Here is a 15,698-nt window from a genome sequence, read left to right on the forward strand (position 1 = left end):
ACCCGACGGCCTTGAGCCCCCCATTCGAGCGTCCTGGCGCTCATGGGAGGCTCCCGCCCTCTCCCTAGAACATGTCCCGCAGGGACGGCTGCGGCCCGGCGAACAGCGCCATCGCCGCCTGCACGGACGCGTCATCCGCCTCCACCAGCCCCACCGAGCGCAGGGAGGCCGCGGACTGGAAGCCGGTGTACAGCGGGCCCAGTTGGCGGATATCCAGCCGCAGCCCGCCCTCGCCGCCGCGCTTCACCCGGCCCACACCGTCCTCCACCTCCAGCACGAAGCGCCCCTGGTTCTCCGGGAAGAGCTCGTCCGTCACCTCCAGGTGCAGCGAGCCGGAGAGCCCCGGCGTCCAACCCCGGGCCTCCAGCGCGGAGACGACGTCCAGCACTCGCACCATCCAGTGCATGTACACCTTCACCGAATAGGACTGCTCGCGCAGCAGCAGGAGGAACGGGTCGTCCGGGCCGCCGTACCACACGACTTCCGTGCCCAGGGAGTGGTGGTCCCCCAGGAAGCGCAGCAGCCGGCGCGCCGCCGCGGGCGTGGTGGCCACGATGTCCGTGAGGGCCAGCTCCTGCTTCAAGTCCTTGAGTGGCCTGCGCGCCAGGTAGACGTAGCCCTCCACTCCGGCGCTGCCCTCCACGAGATAGCCGTGCACGGGCTCGGAGCGCGGGTTGCGTACGCGGCCCCAGGAGAACTCGCTCCGGTCCAACCAGCCCTGACGGAAGCGGGCCACGCTCGTGTAGCAGGCGGCGATGGCTGCCTCGTCGCGGGACTCGATGGCTCGCAGCGACAGCGAGCGCTCGCCCATCTCCAGCGCGGACATCTGCACGCGCGTCTCGTAGCGCGCTCCGGCCTGCTCGTAGCCCGCGCGGCGATAGAGGGGCTGGGTGGCGGGATAGAGGATGGAGAGCGCCGCGCCCGACTCGCGGGCCTCCCGCACCAGTCGCGTCATCAGCCGGGTCGCCGTGCCCTGCCCCCGGTGCAGCGGGGAGACGCCCACGCCGCCCACGCCGACGACGGGCACGCTGCGCCCGCCGTACCACTGGCCCTTGCGGATGGAGACCAGCGTGCCCGCCACCTTGCCGCCCTCGCGCAGAAGGCGCAGGTCGTTCGGGTCCAGCCGCTGCCTCCATGCGATGCAGTCCGCCGGCGTCATCGCATAGGCGTGCATCAGGATGTCCGCCACGGCGGACAGCTCCTGCTCATCTCTCGGCGGTCCAAAGTCGTCCGGCTTCGCGTCCACGTCCCCATCCCTCCAGGGGGTGCGCTCACGCACCCTGGGGGCATCCTAGCGGGGGGCTCACGGGACGACGCGCTTCATCTTCGAATAGAAAGAAGGCGCGAGCAGGTAGGCGAACGTCGCGTCACCGAAGCCCAGCAGGTCTCCGTCCCGCACGTGCAGCTCCCCGCCTGACTCCACCTCCTTGGCGTTGACGAACGTGCCGTTGCTCGACTTCAGGTCCACCAAGGTGCAGCCCACCGAAGGGCCCCACCAGCAGAGCTTCGCGTGACGCTTGGAGACCGAGGGCTCGTTGACCACCAGGTCGCAGTCCGGCTGTCGCCCCACGGTGAGCACGTCCTGTCCCTCCACGGGAGGCAGCGTCGCCACGGTGAGCGCGTCGAAGTGCAGCCAGAGCGCGACCTGCTGGCGCTCCAGGCTGGGGACGTCGCGGGCCATCGTCGTGCGCGCGGCCCCCATCTTCAGCGCCAGTTGCGCCATCACCGGGCTGGGCGGACGCTGCACCAGCACGAACGGCCCCACCTGCTTGCAGAAGAACGCCTCTGTCAGTCGGGAGCTCAGCGCGCGCAGTTCCTGGACGGTCATCATGGGTGCTCCCCCGAATCGCTCACGCGCGCGATTCTGAGGGGGACGCTGTCACGCGTCGAGTCTTCTCGTGTCAACGCCCCCAGAAGAGGAGGGCTCCTCTGCCCCATCAGCGCCTGGAAGGCATTTCAACCCGGGGCCTATGCCTCTTCGTCCGGCTCCACGCCGAAGCGCTCATCCCGGGTGGTGAGGATGTGGCGATAGGGCACCACGCGCACCAGCTCCGCCACCGTGGTGGCTCCGGCGTTGACCTTGTCGAGCCCGTCCTCCATCAGCGTCCGCAAGCCGTGCTTCCGCGCATGTCGGCGCAGCCGGACCGTGGGCTCACCGTGCGCGATGAGGTCCTGGAGGTCCGGGTCCACCACCAGCAGCTCGAAGATGCCGGAGCGACCTCGATAGCCCGTGTGGTTGCACGCGGAGCACCCTCGCCCGGCGCGCGAGCGCACTCCATCCAGCAGTCGCCCCAACAGCTTCACCTGCTCAGCCGTGGGCGTTGCGTCCTCTACGCACTGCTCGCAGATGCGCCGCACCAGTCGCTGCGTCAGCACCGCCAGCAGCGAGTCCGCCACGTCCACGTCGTCCAGTCCCAAGCCGCGCAGTCGAGCCACCGCGCCCACCGAGTCCGCCGTGTGCAGCGTACCCAGCACCACGTGGCCGGTGGCCGCGGCGGTGAGGGCCATGCTGCCCGTCTCCTGGTCGCGCACCTCGCCCACGAGCAGGACGTTCGGGTCCTGGCGCAAGAGCGCGCGCAGCAACGTCGCGTAGGGCATCTGCGGCGTCACCTGCTTCTGGTTCACCTTGGGGACGTAGTACTCGATGGGGTCCTCGGCGGTGACAATCTTCTTCCGCCCGTCATTCAGCCGCGCCAGCGCCGAGTACAGCGTCGTCGTCTTCCCGCTGCCCGTGGGCCCGGTGACGAGCACCAGTCCCTCCGGGTTGGCGAGCAGTTGGAGGAAGACGGCCTGCATGGCGGGCGACATGCCCAGCTTCTCCACCGGCACCAGGCCCACGCTCGCATCGAGGATGCGGATGACCACGTCCTCACCCGCGGGACTCGGCACCACGCTGACGCGGAAGTCCACCACCTTGCGCCCCTCGGGCTGCTCGACGATGGCGCGCAGGCGACCGTCCTGGGGACGGCGGCGCTCCGTGATGTCCATCCCGGCCAGCACCTTCACCCGGCTGACCACGCCCGGCAGCGAGCGAGGGTCGATGTCCGTGTAGGACTGATGGAGGATGCCATCGACGCGATAGCGCAGGTCCACGTCGTCGAAGTAGCTCTCCACGTGGATGTCGGAGGCCTTCATCTCCACGGCGCTGAAGAGCACGTGCTCCACCAGCTCCACGGTGGTCGGCGAGTGCGTGAGCTTGACGCCGGGCTTCAGCACGACGTCCGCCGTGACGCGAGGCCCCGCGCCGAAGCCGACCTCCAACGCCGACTCGATTTCGTAGGGGTTCAGCCGCACCGTGTGGAGCGGGCGCCGGAGGAACTCGGTGACGAGCGCCAGAATCTGGCCATTGTCCGGGTTCGTCGTGCCCACCGTCACCGGCGCGTCGTGGGCCGCCGGGTCCACCTTGCCCAGCACCACCACCTGGTTGCGACGGCAGAACGACTCCGGAAGCAGCCGGAGCGAGGCCCGGTCCAGGGTGAACTGCGCGAGCTCTGCGAAGGCGGGGGCGTCCTCGGACATGGCGGACGGAGGTTATCAGCCGCGAGTCGCGCCGGGCGCACCGCCATTCCTCCCCGGATTGAAGTCGCCCGGAGAGGAATGGCCGGATCGCGCCCGCGAACGGTCAGCGGACGTACGCCGCGAGGTGCTCGGCGGTCAGCGTCGACCGCGCGGCGACCAGGCTGGCCGGGGTGCCCTCGAAGACAATCTTCCCGCCCTCGTGGCCCGCGCCCGGCCCCAGGTCGATGATCCAATCGGCGTGCGCCATCACCGCCTGGTGGTGCTCGATGACGATGACCGACTTGCCGGAGTCGACCAGCCTGTCCAGCAGCCCGAGCATCTGCTCGACGTCGGCCAGGTGCAGGCCGGTGGTCGGCTCGTCGAGCACGTAGATGCCGCCGTCCGTGCCCATGTGCGTCGCGAGCTTCAGTCGCTGCCGCTCGCCACCCGACAGCGTGGTGAGGGGCTGGCCGAGCCGCAGGTAGCCGAGCCCGACATCGGCCATGTGCTTGAGAATCTCATGCGCGGCCGGCGTCTTCGCCGCGCCGGAACCGAAGAACGCAACCGCGTCCTTGACGGGCAGGTCGAGCACTTCGGCGATGTTGAGCCCGCCGAGCTTGTACTTCAGCACCGCCGCCTGGAACCGACGGCCCTCGCAGTCCTCGCAGGGCGTGCTGATGCCGGCCATCATCGCCAGGTCGGTGTAGATGACTCCGGCGCCGTTGCATGTGGGGCAGGCGCCCTCCGAGTTGGCGCTGAACAGGGCGGGCTTCACGCCGTTGGCCTTCGCGAACGCCTTGCGGATGGGCTCCAGCATGTCGGTGTACGTCGCCGGGTTGCTCCGCCGCGAGCCACGAATCGGGGCCTGGTCGACCGACACCACGCCGTCCCTGCCCGACACCGAGCCGTGAATCAGCGAGCTCTTTCCGGAACCCGCCACGCCCGTCACCACCACCAGCACGCCGAGCGGGATGTCGACATCCACCTTCTTCAGGTTGTGGGAGGTGGCACCGCGAATCTTCAGCGCTCCCGACGACTTGCGCACCGACGGCTTCAAGGCGGCCCTGTCATCCAGGTGCCGCCCGGTGAGCGTCTTGCTGGCCCGCAGCGCGGCGACGGTGCCCTCGAACACCACTTCGCCACCCGCGGTGCCAGCGCCAGGACCCAGGTCGACGACGTGGTCGGCGATTTCGATGACCTCCGGCTTGTGCTCGACGACCAGCACGGTGTTGCCCTTGTCGCGCAGCCGCAGCAGCAGGTTGTTCATCCGCTGGATGTCGTGCGGGTGCAGGCCGACGGTCGGCTCGTCGAACACGTACGTCACGTCGGTGAGCGCGGACCCGAGATGACGAATCATCTGCGTGCGCTGGGCCTCGCCGCCCGACAGCGTCCCCGACGGCCGGTCGAGGCTGAGATAGCCGAGGCCAATCTCCACGAACGAGTCCAGCGTCTGCCGCAGCGTCGCCAGCAGCGGCGCGACGGACGGCTCGTTCAGTCCGCGCACCCACTCGGCCAGGTCGCTGATCTGCATCGCGCAGGCATCGGCGATGTTGAGCTTCTTGATTTTGCAGGACCGGGCGGCGGCGTTGAGCCGGGTGCCTTCGCACTCGGGGCAGCGGGTGAAGGTCACCGCCCGCTCCACGAACGCGCGGATGTGCGGCTGCATCGCCTCCTTGTCCTTGGTCAGGAACGACTTCTGGATTCGCGGAACCAGCCCCTCATAGGTGAGGTTCATGCTCTCGAACTTCACCTTGGTCGGCTCGTGATAGAGGAAGTCGTGGAGTTCCTTCTTGGTGTACTTGCGGATGGGCTTGTTCGGGTCGAGGAAGCCCGAGGCCGAGAAGATGCGCACCTGCCAGCCATCGGCGGTGTAGCCCGGAATCGTGAGCGCGCCCTCGGCGAGCGACTTCGTGTCGTCGTACAGCTGTGACAGGTCGATATCCGTCACCGAGCCCATGCCCTCGCATTTCGGGCACATGCCACCGGCGGCCGTGAACTCGCGCTTCTCCACCTTCTTCTCGTCGCCCTTCTCCACCTCAATCTGTCCGACGCCGCGGACCGACGGGATGTTGAAGGAGAAGGCGTTGGACGAGCCGATGTACGGCTTGCCAATGCGGCTGAACAACACCCGCAACATCGCGTTGGCATCCGTCGCCGTGCCGACCGTCGAGCGGGAGTTGGCGCCCATCCGCTCCTGGTCGACGATGATGGCCGGCGTCAGTCCTTCCAGCACGTCGACCTCGGGCCGGCCCAGGCTCGGCATGAAGCCCTGGACGAAGGCGCTGTAGGTCTCGTTGATGAGCCGCTGCGACTCCGCGGCGATGGTGCCGAACACCAGCGACGACTTGCCCGAGCCCGACACGCCGGTGAACACCGTCAGCCGTCGCTTGGGGAGCTCGACGCTCACGTCCTTCAAGTTGTTCTCACGGGCACCTCGGACGCGAATCAGGTCATGGCGGTCCGCGGGAGGCTGGCTGGGGGAGGGCTTGCGCTCAGTCATGGCGTAGGTCACCAACGGCAATCAGGGGTGTGGAAATCCGAGCGGGCCTGGCCGCTCGGGCGCTCAGCTTCTACGCCGACCGTCGGTCGACGTCGACGAACATGCCTTGACGGGTATATACCTCCGTGAGTATATATCCAGCGTGGAATCATCATTCGCCATCATCGCGGAGCCCCACAGACGGGCCATCTTGAGCCTGCTGCTCTCGTCGGAGCGGTCGGTGGGCGACCTGGAGCGCGAGCTCCGACTGTCGCAGCCGTCCGTCTCCAAGCACCTGCGGGTGCTGCGCGATGCGGGGTTCGTGGAATCACGCATTGAAGCGCAGCGTCGCCTCTACCGACTGAGACCGGAGCCGCTCATGGAAGTCGACGAATGGCTTATTCCCTTCCGGCGCTTCTGGTCGAAGCACCTGGACGCGCTGGAGCAGCACCTCGACAAGATGGACAAGGTCCCCCCTGCCAAAGGAAGGAAGAAACATGAGCAGCCGTGAGCGCTACACGCCGGGTGCCGCGTCGGGCGCCCGGATTGAGAAGGAGGGAGAGAAGTGGACGCTCGTGCTCGTGCGCGACCTCTCCCACCCTCCCGCGAAGGTCTGGCGGGCGATTACAGAGCCCGAGCACCTGCGCGAGTGGGCGCCGTTCGATTCCGACCGGAATCTGGGGAGCGTTGGCACCGCGAAGCTGTCGACCGTGGGAGCGCCGAAGCAGGTGGTCGCGGAGACGCAAATCAAGCGGGCCGACGAGCCGAAGCTGCTCGAATACAGCTGGGGGGGACAGGACCTCCGCTGGGAGCTGGAGCCCCAGGGAACCGGTACCCGACTCACGCTCTGGCACAACATCAACCGGGGCTTCATCTCGATGGGCGCCGCGGGCTGGCACATCTGCTTCGATGTGATGGATCGGCTGCTCGACGGTCAGCCCATCGGACGCCTCGTCGGCCCTGACGCCATGCGGTTCGATGGCTGGCAGCGATTGAACGTCGAGTACGCCAGGCAGTTCGGCGTCGAAGCCCCCTCCTTCTGATTTCCGCCCGATATGAACATGCAACGCTCAAAAGGAATCGTCATTGGCTTCTGGGTCGTCACCGTGCTGCTCTGCCTGCAGATGGGCTTCACCGCCTACGCGCAGCTGAGCCTGCCGGAGGTGGCGCAGGCCATCGCCGAGCTCGGCTTCCCGGACTACTTCCGCAAAGGGCTCGCGTGGGCCAAGTTGATTGGCGTGGTGGTGTTGCTCGCGCCGGTGCCGGCGCGGCTCAAGGAGTGGGCCTATGCGGGCTTCGCCTTCACCCTCGTCTCCGCGCTCATCGCCCACCTCGCGATGGGTCACGGCATGGAGCGGTGGATCTATGCGGTGGTCACCGGCGTGCTCTGGGGGCTCTCGTATTTCTTCTGGCGCCGTCTGCAGGCCCCGGCTGTCGAGCTCCGCCCGGCGACCGCCTGAGCGCTGGAACTTCCAGGAGGAGACCATGAAGAAGACAGGCGCGATTGAAGGTCCTCCGGCGTCGGAGCTCATCTCACAGCGAATCGTCGACCTGGGGGGATGGCGCGGGGAGACCCTGGCGAGGATGCGCAAGCTCATCCAGGACGCGGACCCGGACGTCGTCGAGGAGTGGAAGTGGATGGGCACGCCGGTCTGGTCACACGACGGCATCATCTGCACGGGCGAGTCCTACAAGGAGGTCGTGAAGCTGACCTTCATCAAGGGTGCATCCCTGATGGACCCGGGCAAGCTCTTCAACTCGAGCCTCGAAGGAAACGCGCGCCGGGCAATCGACATCCGCGAGGGGGAGAAGGTGGATGCGGCTGCCTTCAAGATGCTCATTCGCCAGGCGATCTCCCTCAACAGTGAGGGCAAGGCGAAGCCGTCGAAGGAGAAGGCGAAGCCCACGAAGAAGGCGAAGGCCTGAGGGCTTCCGCGACCTGGACCTCGTGGACCTCCGGGAGTCACCTCGGAGGTCCTAACGGAACGGCGCGAGCTGGACGTAGGTCACGTCGGCGTCGGTGGCGGCTCCCTCGTGCATCGGTGGCACTCGCCCGCGATACGCCACAATCTGGTCATCCGGACCGAGTCGAAGCTCCATCGGGGAGATTGCCAGCCCGACGAAGAAGTTCGTCGCGCGCATCCGCACGGTGTCGCCATGCAAGGTCAGCTCGAAGCCGTAGGTGCTGCCTCGGTCCCAGAACACCAGGGGGACGGCCTGACCGGCGCGCAGCTCACGCAGGTGCGTGCGGACGAACCGGAACAGCGTCGGTCCGACGACGAGGTCCGTCCCACGGCGCTCGCCGCCCTCGAAGTGGTGCGCCTCGCCGCGTTGAGAGTGCACCTCATCGAACGCCAACAACCGGCCGTCACCGTCCTGAGTCGCCTGCTGCAACACGACCGGCGTGTTGTCGGCGAAGGTGATGTGCGTCGAGACGCGCTCGCCGTTCGCGCGCTCGACGACGCGTCGTTCGTAGCGAAAGACAGGAGCGGGGCTCCCCTCGGGCGTCACCGTTCCGACGTAGATCAACTCACCATGGCTGGCCACGGGCGCCGCCAACCGCGACGACTGCCCTGGCGCGAGGGGGACGTGCCCACAGCCAACCACACCGCACACAACAAAGAAGAGCGCACTCAGGCATTTCATGGGGTGATGATGCTGAGCCATGGGAGCCGCCAACAATGTCGCAGGCCGCCAAACCACTGTCCGAGGGCGACATCGCCGCGTGCAACGTCATCCCGGCGTTTGAAACGTCGCTCCGGTTCGGTGCCACCGAGGATGAACTGACAAGCCAGCTCGGCTGGCGCAGACAGGCGTTGCTCGAGCCTGACGCGTATGTCAGCGGCGCGTCCACGTACAAGCACATGGAGCTGATGTTCGAGAAGCCTCGCTATGCCGAGTTCGTCATCGCGGCGGCGCGTGCGTACGACGCCAAGAGCCTCGGTGTCGTGGGCCTCGCGTGCAAGAGCATGCCGGACATCGGCGTCGCGATGGCGTGTCACGCCCGCTTTCAAAAGCTGACCAACCGCACCGCGACCTACCAGACGACCCTCGCGGCAGACGGTTTGCACATCCGCGAGCACCGAGATGACCCGCGCCTCGGCAGCCAGCTCGTCTCCGACTACACCCTGCTCGTCGCCGTCCGCCTGCTCTCCCTGCTGAGCGACGCCCCCATCCCCGTGCGTGCGATGTACAGCCGCAGAGCGCGGCTGCCAGCAGGGGAGCGCGCAATCTACGAGGAGACACTCGGCGCCGCCGTGACGCCCGGCGCGACCTTCGCTGAGCTGGTCTTGGAGCCGACTGTCGCCACGCTCGGCGTGCGCAAGGCGGACGCGGAGCTGGAGAGCTACTTTCGCGGCGTCCTCGAGCGAGCCCTGCCGAGGCCCGACGATGCTCCAAGGCTGCTCGCCTCGGTGCGCGCCGTCATCAGAGACCACCTCCAGCAAGGTGCGCCGACCCTGGGCAGGGTCGCCCAGGTCTTGGGGCTCGGCGAGCGCACGCTGCAGCGGCGTCTCCAGGAGTTCGGTCTTGGCTTTCAAGAGCTGCTCGACGACACGCGCAAGGCGTTGGCGGAAGGCTACCTGAAGCAGCCGGAGCTGACCCTCGCCGAGGTTGCGTATCTCCTCGGCTTCGCCGAGCAGGCGTCGTTCTTTCGTGCCTTTCGTCGCTGGCACGGCATGACACCACAGGCCTACCGGACACGCAGCTCGGCGCCGTGACGCCCGACGCGGCGCTCACTTCCTCTGACGCTCGATGAGGCGTGAAGGGCGACTCGCAGCGCTTCGCCGCGGGGACGAATCCCGAGGCCGCATGCCGAGCCGTGGGCTGCTCTTCTTCTCCGCCCCTTCCCTGCTGCCGGGCGTGGCGATCCTCCGGCTCACGCGGGGTGAGCGTCACGCCGTTCGCGATGCCGAGGCGCTCGAGCGCGATGCGCGAGCCTTCCTCGGAGTCCACCTCGAACGAGAACGCGACCTCTCGTGCTCCCTCACGGGTCGCTCGAATCGCGGCTGCGGTGCCGAACGAGGTTTCGTCGCCGAAGAAGAACCTCGGCCAATTCATGGCGGAGAGGTCCAGCGCGGAACGAGGGCCAACGAGGAAGAGCTGCTCTCCGCTCGTCGCTGAAGCGAGCCAGTTCGACGCGATGCCGTGGCCGAGGACGTGACCGAGGGTGCCCCGGCTCGACCATCACCGGGGCGCGGCCTTGGTTTCTACGGCGTGCTCAGCACGGCGGCGTCGCAGGCGGTGAGCTCGCGGCTGTAGGTCCGGACATCGGCGCGCAGCCGCTCCAGCGCGGCCTGCCCCTTCTGGACGTCCCGGCAGGCGACCATGACCTCGCCCCCCGCCCGCCCCAGCTCCAGGGCGGTGAAGTACCCGATGCCGCTGTTCGCCCCCGTGACGATGGCCTTCCTTCCCTCCAGTCGGGGGATGTCCCGCGTGCTCCAGTCCTTCTTCATGGCGCAACCTCGCAACGTGGTGCAGTACCTGATGAGCAAGCCCGTGCCCGAGGCGGACACGCTGGCGAGGCTGCTGCTGTCGGCGGGGGATGCCGAGGTGCGTGATTTGGTGACGACGCTGCTGGAGGCGCGGCTGACGCGACCGCTCGCCCAGAGGCTGGGGCCCCCGAAGGCGGAGTCGCGCGCGGCGCTGCTGCTCGCCCTCTTCTGTGGCGTGTGGACCTTCCGAAGCATGGCGCCGATGAAGCCGCTCGCCGGGACGTTGGACCCGGCCACGGCCGCGATGCTCGCGACCATGCTCCAGGACCTCGTCGACGGCGGCTGACCGCTCGGCGCTTCGTGCCGCACCTCATGGGCGCGTGGCGAGGACTGGCGAGTAGAGCACGCACATTCGGTGGAAGGCGCGGGGCATGGATGCGGTGAACGTGTCTACCGGCGCAGCGCGGTGAACAGGTCGCCACTCCGCTCGATCTCCATCCGCATGTACCTGGCGGAATCCGCGCAGGCCCCCCGTCCGGTCTCCAGCCGCAGCACGTTCGCGTCCAGAGTCAGATCCCCAGTCGCCAGACAGCCCAAGATGTCGCTACTTGAGAGCCACTTATGAATGTCCAGTTTGCCGCCGAAGACGGCGGGATGCTCCGAGAACATCTCGGGCAATCCCGTCGACAGGCCCCGGTATTCGAAGCGCATGGGCTCGTCTGACTGGAAGGCGAACTCCAGCACGTGGGGTTTCCCCTGGTAGGTGAAGCGCGCGCGAAGCTGGAAGCTGGGGTGCTCCGGCGTCCCCGGAGCCCACCGCGTATCAATGGCGGGATAGTAGATGCGAGGGATGAACACTTGCTTGCCCTCCACGGTCAGGCCCTTGCCGGTGCCCAACTCCACGGGGCCCGGGAGGTGAAGCACGCCAGGCAGGACCTCGGGGGAGTTCTGGAGGGGGGGCGAGCCAGGGCGCCTCACGGGGTTGATACAGGACACCTCTGGAGAGAGCACCTCTTCATAGTCCTCGCAGCGGACGTGGGGCGACAGGTCCATCCGCAAGTCCGACAGCCTGAACGTGAGGGTCTCCACCACGAAGGAGAGGCCGTCGAACGAGACGAAGGTGCCTGGGTCGGTCACGAAGGTGTCCGAGCTGTAGACGAAGTCGAGCAGGTACCGGTCGGCCTCGTCGGGACCTCCGCAAGCGCAGATGGCCAGAGCGGCAGTGATGCCAACGGTACGGTGCCAGGAAGGTGACGGCATATGGGAAGGGACTCGATGCTCGGAAGAAGGTGCGTGCACCGGAGCCAGGCGCGTCGATGGAGGCCCCGAGCAGGCTCACTCTATACCGACAACCCGGGAAAGGGACCAACACCCTTGGTCATGGCGATTCTCTCGCCAGCCGTATGGCTTGACTCCACGTGTTCGTGAACTTGAGTTCCCTCTCAAGGACGTCCACTCGCATGACGACGCTTGCGGACGGCATGATGGCGAGCTGCATGTCTTTGCCCGCGCTGGTCGACTGTCTCATTTCACACGCATATCCTGTGCGCGGAAAAGCCAAGCTGGAATTCAGGCTATTTCAGCTTTTGATAGAATAGACTCAAGGGCATGAGAGACCCTTCCTTCGCACGAGTGGCGGTTTGGAGTCTGGCCATCCTGGGGGTGCTCAGCGGCGCCTGCGGGGACGCTCCCCTGCCCCATCGCGATGAAGCACAGCCCGGCCCGTCTTCCATGCTGGCGTCCCTGGCCCCGGTGGTCCCCCTCTTCGATTCCAGCACCCCGCTCGAGCACGCGGTCGTGGTGGATACGCCGACGGCGCTCATCACCCGTCTCGGAGACCGGTCGAGAGATCGCCACGCCCGTGAGGCGCAGTTCCAGAGCTACGAGCACTACCTGCCGCTGTACTTCGAATACCGCACCCACGGCATCGAAATCATCGACAGGGTCGCCAAGGGTGGCACCGACATCACCGTCAACGTCACCTCACTTCGTGCCCTGGACACACCGGACTTCCGCGCGTTCTACCAAGGCCAGGCTGTGCTCTCTCAATATTGGTTCAACGTGGACATGACGCAGGTGGACCCGCTGCACTACACGGCCACCCTCAATTACAATGCGAAGGAGAACCGGCGGATTCAAGTGGGCGACCGCATGGAGATTGAGTTCAGCCCCTTCATGCTCCCTCCCGTCGTGGGACGCGCCAACTATTACGGGACAGCGTTCCTCTACATCGTGGGCCAGGGCGGCATGGTGCCCTGGGAAGGAAGGGGCTCGAACCTGGACTCGTTTCCCCTGCCCGAGACAGCCTGGCTGGGGGGACGCACGACGCTTGGCTACAGCTACTCGAACGAGCCGGCGCACCTGTTCAAGCAGCTCGCGACGAACATGGCGCCCGGGAATGCACAGCCGTTCGTCGAGGGGCGGCGCCTGCATCACACCGACTTCGGCGATGGCTCCCACTCGGAGGCTGGCAACCCGAGCTTCACCGCGCAGCAGAACAAGCTCGGGCCCGCCTATATCGCGCGCACCTGCGTTGCCTGCCACATCAACAATGGCCGCGCGCTTCCCCCCGACCCGGCGACGTCCGTGTATGGCTTGCGGTTCTATGTGAATAACGCTCCCTGGGCGGACCTTCACTACCGGCTCAACGTAGGCTCCCAGCAGAGCTTCCGGATGGCGCATGACAGCTCCAACGCGAACACCCATCTGCTCAACACCATCGCTGCGGGGACGGTCGTCCAGTACCACTTCACCATTGGCAACTCCGCGGGGGGACTGAGCACCACGTCCCCGGTGAGCTTCACGGTGGGCGGTGGTGGCCCCAGTGGAGGAAACCCCTATGGCCACGTCGTCCTCGCGCCGCCCCTTCGCTATACCGTCAGGGTGGGAGCGGTCGGCTCCTCCGTGACGGCGCATCCGGCGCTGGGGTGGGTCCTTCAACCGCAGCGCACCACCGGGAGCCCCGAGGGCAACGTGAGCATCTCGGGTTGGACGGTGACGAGCGGCACGTTTGGAGATGGCACGGGCTATCAGCTGCGGCGCCCCGTCTACGGCTTCACAGGCCCCATTCCCACGCACCATTCGGCCCGCATCACGCCACCCCTCGTCGGATTGGGCCTGCTGGAGGCTCTCGATGAGGGCACGATTGCCGCCCTCGCCGATGCCAACGATGCCAATGGCGACGGCATCTCCGGGCGCATGCAGACGTTGGTGGATCCACAAACGGGCCAGCCGCGCGCCGGGCGCTTCGGCTGGAAGGCGGGCAAGGCGAGGCTCCGGCATCAAGTCGCGAACGCGCTCAATGTCGACATGGGGGTCACCACCTCTGTCTTCCCCACTCTGGATTGCGGCTCGGAGCAGACCTGCGCGGGTGCGGGCACCGAGTTGGCGGATGCGGACCTGGATAGGATGGTGCGCTACATCGCCCTGCTCGGGGTCCCCGCGCGCCGCAAGCTCAATGACGCCCAGGCGCTTCAGGGGGAAGGCCTCTTCGACAGCCTGGGCTGTGCCCGGTGCCATGTCTCGACGTTGACGACCAGCCCGTATCATCCCTACGCCGAGCTGCGCAGCCAGGTGATTCGTCCCTACACCGACATGCTGTTGCATGACATGGGAGCGGGGTTGGCGGACAACCTCCCGGAGGAAGGGGCCACGGGAGCGGAGTGGCGCACGCCGCCTCTCTGGGGCATTGGCTTGACGGCTGGCATCAGCGGCGGGGAGGCCTATCTGCATGACGGCCGCGCGCGCAGCCTCTCCGAGGCCATCCTGTGGCACGGTGGGGAGGCCGAGTCCGCCAAGGAGGCCTTCCGCGCGCTGAGCGGCTCCCAGCGGACGGCCTTGCTCGAGTTCTTGAAGTCTCTCTGAGGCGATGAGCTCGGTCGTCCGGCCCGGTCCCGCCCTACACACCCCGCGGGCTCCATCGCAGGGTGTGCAACGCGCCAGTTCCGAGTCGCGCTGCTACGCTCCCTTCACGCCCATGAAGCACAAGCTCCTCGACTACTTCTCCAGGCTGTCCCCGCTTTCGGAAGAGGAGGCCCGGGCGATTCTGGACAGCATGGTGGTGAGGACCTTCAAGAAGGGCGCCGTCCTCCTGGAGCAGGGGCAGGTCTGCACCGAATGCTATTTCGTCCTGGAAGGCTGCGTCCGGCAGTACTCCCTGGTGGACGGTGTAGAGCGCAGCAACGGCTTCTTCTCGGAAGAGCAGTGGGTGCTCTCCCTGCGCAGCTTCATGAACAAGACTCCCGCCGAGCACTTCCTCGCCTGTGCCGAGGACACCACGCTGGTCGTGGGCACCGCGCAGAGGGAGAGCGACCTGTACGCGCGCTTCCCGCGCTTCGAGTCCATCTCCCGGCGCGCCATGGAGCAGGTGCTCGCCGAGCAGCAGGACCGCCTGACTTCGTACGTCAATGACACACCTGAGCAGCACTACCTGCGGCTGCTCGAGACGCGGCCCGACCTCCTCCAGCGCATCCCGCAGTACCAACTGGCCAGCTACGTCGGCGTGAAGCCCGAGTCCTTGAGCCGCATCCGCAAGCGCCTCGCGTCCAGGGGCGGACGTCCTACTCCGCGGCGGAACGGGTGATGGGCCGGAACCCCTTCGCCATAAGCCAGCCGCCCAGGCCAAGCTCGAACAGTCCACCCGGCAGCGAGAGGAAGGTGCCTACGGGGAGCCCGAGGAACTCCAGGACACACCCCAGCGCCAGCAGGGCGTAGCCTGCCACTCCGAGCAGGGCCAGGGAGGGTGGCGCCAGACCGGAGCGGAACAGCAGCACACAGAACGCCACGCTGCCCGCCCCCAGCACGAACATGGCGAGTTGGTAGGCCCAGAAGTTTCCTCTCGCGAGGAGCGTCGTCAGGGTCAGCAGCTCCTGCGCCCTGGAGTCCCCGAGGCCCGGTGCGCCTTCCCAAAGGTGGAGGATGGAAAGCAGGAAGAGGACTCCCACGGTCAGCAGCAGGGCCTCCATCACCCTCGTGCAGATATAGGCCAGGGCGATACCTGGGTGGTGCCTCCTGCCGATGGGGAAGAAGAGGACACCGATGCCCACCACCGTCGCGGAGTTGAGCAGCAGGAGCAGTGCACCGGCGACATACCGGGGGCGGTGCTCGATGACCTGGGACAGCGGGTCTGTGCCCTCCAGCAATGAGCCGATGACGGCGGAGCCGATTCCGTAGGCGAAGAACGGGAGGATGAAGAGGAGACCCAGGACCCTGCCGGGTTTGTGATTGGCGGTGTTCATATCGAGGCGCGGTGCCGTGATGCACCGTTGTGGCCACGAGAGTAGAAGGGG

16 protein-coding genes are annotated in these 15,698 nt (G+C 67.1%); 8 read left to right on the forward strand and 8 right to left on the reverse strand.

The window, feature by feature from the left end:
• Positions 1 to 64: 64 nt before the first annotated feature.
• The 4 genes from LZ199_RS16615 to LZ199_RS16630 form a co-directional block, all read right to left on the reverse strand.
• On the reverse strand, positions 65 to 1,279 hold the full coding sequence (locus LZ199_RS16615; RefSeq protein ID WP_323389731.1) for a GNAT family N-acetyltransferase: 1,215 nt from the start codon (positions 1,277 to 1,279) through the stop codon (positions 65 to 67).
• A gap of 24 nt (positions 1,280 to 1,303) precedes the next feature.
• A complete protein-coding gene (locus LZ199_RS16620; protein ID WP_253994678.1) occupies positions 1,304 to 1,831 on the reverse strand; it encodes an FHA domain-containing protein in 528 nt (175 codons plus the stop codon).
• A 137-nt stretch (positions 1,832 to 1,968) separates the two neighbouring features.
• Positions 1,969 to 3,519: a GspE/PulE family protein gene (locus LZ199_RS16625; RefSeq protein ID WP_253994679.1), complete on the reverse strand. Its 1,551-nt coding sequence runs from the start codon at positions 3,517 to 3,519 to the stop codon at positions 1,969 to 1,971.
• Positions 3,520 to 3,622: 103 nt separating this feature from the next.
• The gene (locus LZ199_RS16630) at positions 3,623 to 5,998 is read right to left on the reverse strand and encodes an ATP-binding cassette domain-containing protein (protein WP_253994680.1); all 2,376 of its coding nucleotides are present in this window, start codon (positions 5,996 to 5,998) and stop codon (positions 3,623 to 3,625) included.
• 142 nt (positions 5,999 to 6,140) lie between these two features.
• Between LZ199_RS16630 and LZ199_RS16635 the strand changes: the two genes are divergently transcribed.
• Genes LZ199_RS16635 through LZ199_RS16650 form a run of 4 tightly spaced genes read left to right on the forward strand, consistent with a single transcriptional unit; the run spans position 6,141 to position 7,903 of the window.
• Positions 6,141 to 6,488, forward strand: a complete 348-nt coding sequence (locus LZ199_RS16635; protein WP_253994681.1) for an ArsR/SmtB family transcription factor — start codon at positions 6,141 to 6,143, stop codon at positions 6,486 to 6,488.
• Positions 6,475 to 7,020 carry an SRPBCC family protein gene (locus LZ199_RS16640; protein ID WP_253994682.1) on the forward strand — a complete coding sequence of 182 codons (546 nt, stop codon included), beginning with the start codon at positions 6,475 to 6,477 and terminating at the stop codon, positions 7,018 to 7,020. Before LZ199_RS16635 ends, LZ199_RS16640 begins: the two co-directional genes overlap by 14 nt.
• A gap of 18 nt (positions 7,021 to 7,038) precedes the next feature.
• Complete coding sequence (locus tag LZ199_RS16645) at positions 7,039 to 7,437, forward strand: DoxX family protein (RefSeq protein ID WP_253994683.1); 399 nt, start codon at positions 7,039 to 7,041, stop codon at positions 7,435 to 7,437.
• Between the two features lie 25 nt (positions 7,438 to 7,462).
• On the forward strand, positions 7,463 to 7,903 hold the full coding sequence (locus LZ199_RS16650; protein ID WP_253994684.1) for a DUF1801 domain-containing protein: 441 nt from the start codon (positions 7,463 to 7,465) through the stop codon (positions 7,901 to 7,903).
• A gap of 51 nt (positions 7,904 to 7,954) precedes the next feature.
• Here LZ199_RS16650 and LZ199_RS16655 read toward each other — a convergent pair whose 3' ends face one another.
• Positions 7,955 to 8,524, reverse strand: coding sequence for a hypothetical protein (locus LZ199_RS16655; protein WP_253994685.1), 570 nt, complete (start codon positions 8,522 to 8,524; stop codon positions 7,955 to 7,957).
• A gap of 134 nt (positions 8,525 to 8,658) precedes the next feature.
• Between LZ199_RS16655 and LZ199_RS16660 the strand changes: the two genes are divergently transcribed.
• The gene (locus LZ199_RS16660) at positions 8,659 to 9,696 is read left to right on the forward strand and encodes a helix-turn-helix transcriptional regulator (protein ID WP_253994686.1); all 1,038 of its coding nucleotides are present in this window, start codon (positions 8,659 to 8,661) and stop codon (positions 9,694 to 9,696) included.
• A 489-nt stretch (positions 9,697 to 10,185) separates the two neighbouring features.
• Here LZ199_RS16660 and LZ199_RS16665 read toward each other — a convergent pair whose 3' ends face one another.
• Positions 10,186 to 10,431, reverse strand: a complete 246-nt coding sequence (locus LZ199_RS16665; RefSeq protein ID WP_253994687.1) for an SDR family NAD(P)-dependent oxidoreductase — start codon at positions 10,429 to 10,431, stop codon at positions 10,186 to 10,188.
• Here LZ199_RS16665 and LZ199_RS16670 point away from each other — a divergent pair.
• Positions 10,412 to 10,756, forward strand: a complete 345-nt coding sequence (locus LZ199_RS16670) for a TetR/AcrR family transcriptional regulator (RefSeq protein ID WP_253994688.1) — start codon at positions 10,412 to 10,414, stop codon at positions 10,754 to 10,756. The genes LZ199_RS16665 and LZ199_RS16670 overlap by 20 nt on opposite strands.
• 104 nt (positions 10,757 to 10,860) lie before the next feature.
• On the opposite strand, the gene LZ199_RS16675 is transcribed toward LZ199_RS16670, so the two are convergent.
• The gene (locus LZ199_RS16675) at positions 10,861 to 11,670 is read right to left on the reverse strand and encodes a hypothetical protein (protein WP_253994689.1); all 810 of its coding nucleotides are present in this window, start codon (positions 11,668 to 11,670) and stop codon (positions 10,861 to 10,863) included.
• Between the two features lie 348 nt (positions 11,671 to 12,018).
• Here LZ199_RS16675 and LZ199_RS16680 point away from each other — a divergent pair, with 348 nt between their 5' ends.
• On the forward strand, positions 12,019 to 14,274 hold the full coding sequence (locus LZ199_RS16680; protein WP_253994690.1) for a di-heme oxidoredictase family protein: 2,256 nt from the start codon (positions 12,019 to 12,021) through the stop codon (positions 14,272 to 14,274).
• Between the two features lie 112 nt (positions 14,275 to 14,386).
• Positions 14,387 to 14,992, forward strand: a complete 606-nt coding sequence (locus tag LZ199_RS16685) for a Crp/Fnr family transcriptional regulator (RefSeq protein WP_253994691.1) — start codon at positions 14,387 to 14,389, stop codon at positions 14,990 to 14,992.
• Here the strand turns inward: LZ199_RS16685 and LZ199_RS16690 are convergent.
• A complete protein-coding gene (locus tag LZ199_RS16690; protein ID WP_253994692.1) occupies positions 14,970 to 15,647 on the reverse strand; it encodes a DUF4386 domain-containing protein in 678 nt (225 codons plus the stop codon). The two genes, LZ199_RS16685 and LZ199_RS16690, sit on opposite strands and share 23 nt — an antisense overlap.
• Between the last annotated feature and the right edge of the window lie 51 nt (positions 15,648 to 15,698).

The organism is Myxococcus qinghaiensis (genome assembly GCF_024198215.1).
Taxonomy (GTDB): Bacteria; Myxococcota; Myxococcia; order Myxococcales; family Myxococcaceae; genus Myxococcus; species Myxococcus qinghaiensis.

Excerpts from the sequence above, each read along its gene's own strand:
- LZ199_RS16645 (WP_253994683.1), top strand. The coding sequence starts at position 7,039 with ATGCAACGCTCAAAAGGAATCGTCATTGGCTTCTGGGTCGTCACCGTG.
- LZ199_RS16680 (WP_253994690.1), top strand. The coding sequence starts at position 12,019 with ATGAGAGACCCTTCCTTCGCACGAGTGGCGGTTTGGAGTCTGGCCATC.
- LZ199_RS16685 (WP_253994691.1), top strand. The coding sequence starts at position 14,387 with ATGAAGCACAAGCTCCTCGACTACTTCTCCAGGCTGTCCCCGCTTTCG.
- LZ199_RS16675 (WP_253994689.1), bottom strand. The coding sequence starts at position 11,670 with ATGCCGTCACCTTCCTGGCACCGTACCGTTGGCATCACTGCCGCTCTG.
- LZ199_RS16620 (WP_253994678.1), bottom strand. The coding sequence starts at position 1,831 with ATGATGACCGTCCAGGAACTGCGCGCGCTGAGCTCCCGACTGACAGAG.
- LZ199_RS16630 (WP_253994680.1), bottom strand. The coding sequence starts at position 5,998 with ATGACTGAGCGCAAGCCCTCCCCCAGCCAGCCTCCCGCGGACCGCCAT.
- LZ199_RS16625 (WP_253994679.1), bottom strand. The coding sequence starts at position 3,519 with ATGTCCGAGGACGCCCCCGCCTTCGCAGAGCTCGCGCAGTTCACCCTG.
- LZ199_RS16640 (WP_253994682.1), top strand. The coding sequence starts at position 6,475 with ATGAGCAGCCGTGAGCGCTACACGCCGGGTGCCGCGTCGGGCGCCCGG.
- LZ199_RS16690 (WP_253994692.1), bottom strand. The coding sequence starts at position 15,647 with ATGAACACCGCCAATCACAAACCCGGCAGGGTCCTGGGTCTCCTCTTC.
- LZ199_RS16650 (WP_253994684.1), top strand. The coding sequence starts at position 7,463 with ATGAAGAAGACAGGCGCGATTGAAGGTCCTCCGGCGTCGGAGCTCATC.
- LZ199_RS16665 (WP_253994687.1), bottom strand. The coding sequence starts at position 10,431 with ATGAAGAAGGACTGGAGCACGCGGGACATCCCCCGACTGGAGGGAAGG.
- LZ199_RS16660 (WP_253994686.1), top strand. The coding sequence starts at position 8,659 with ATGTCGCAGGCCGCCAAACCACTGTCCGAGGGCGACATCGCCGCGTGC.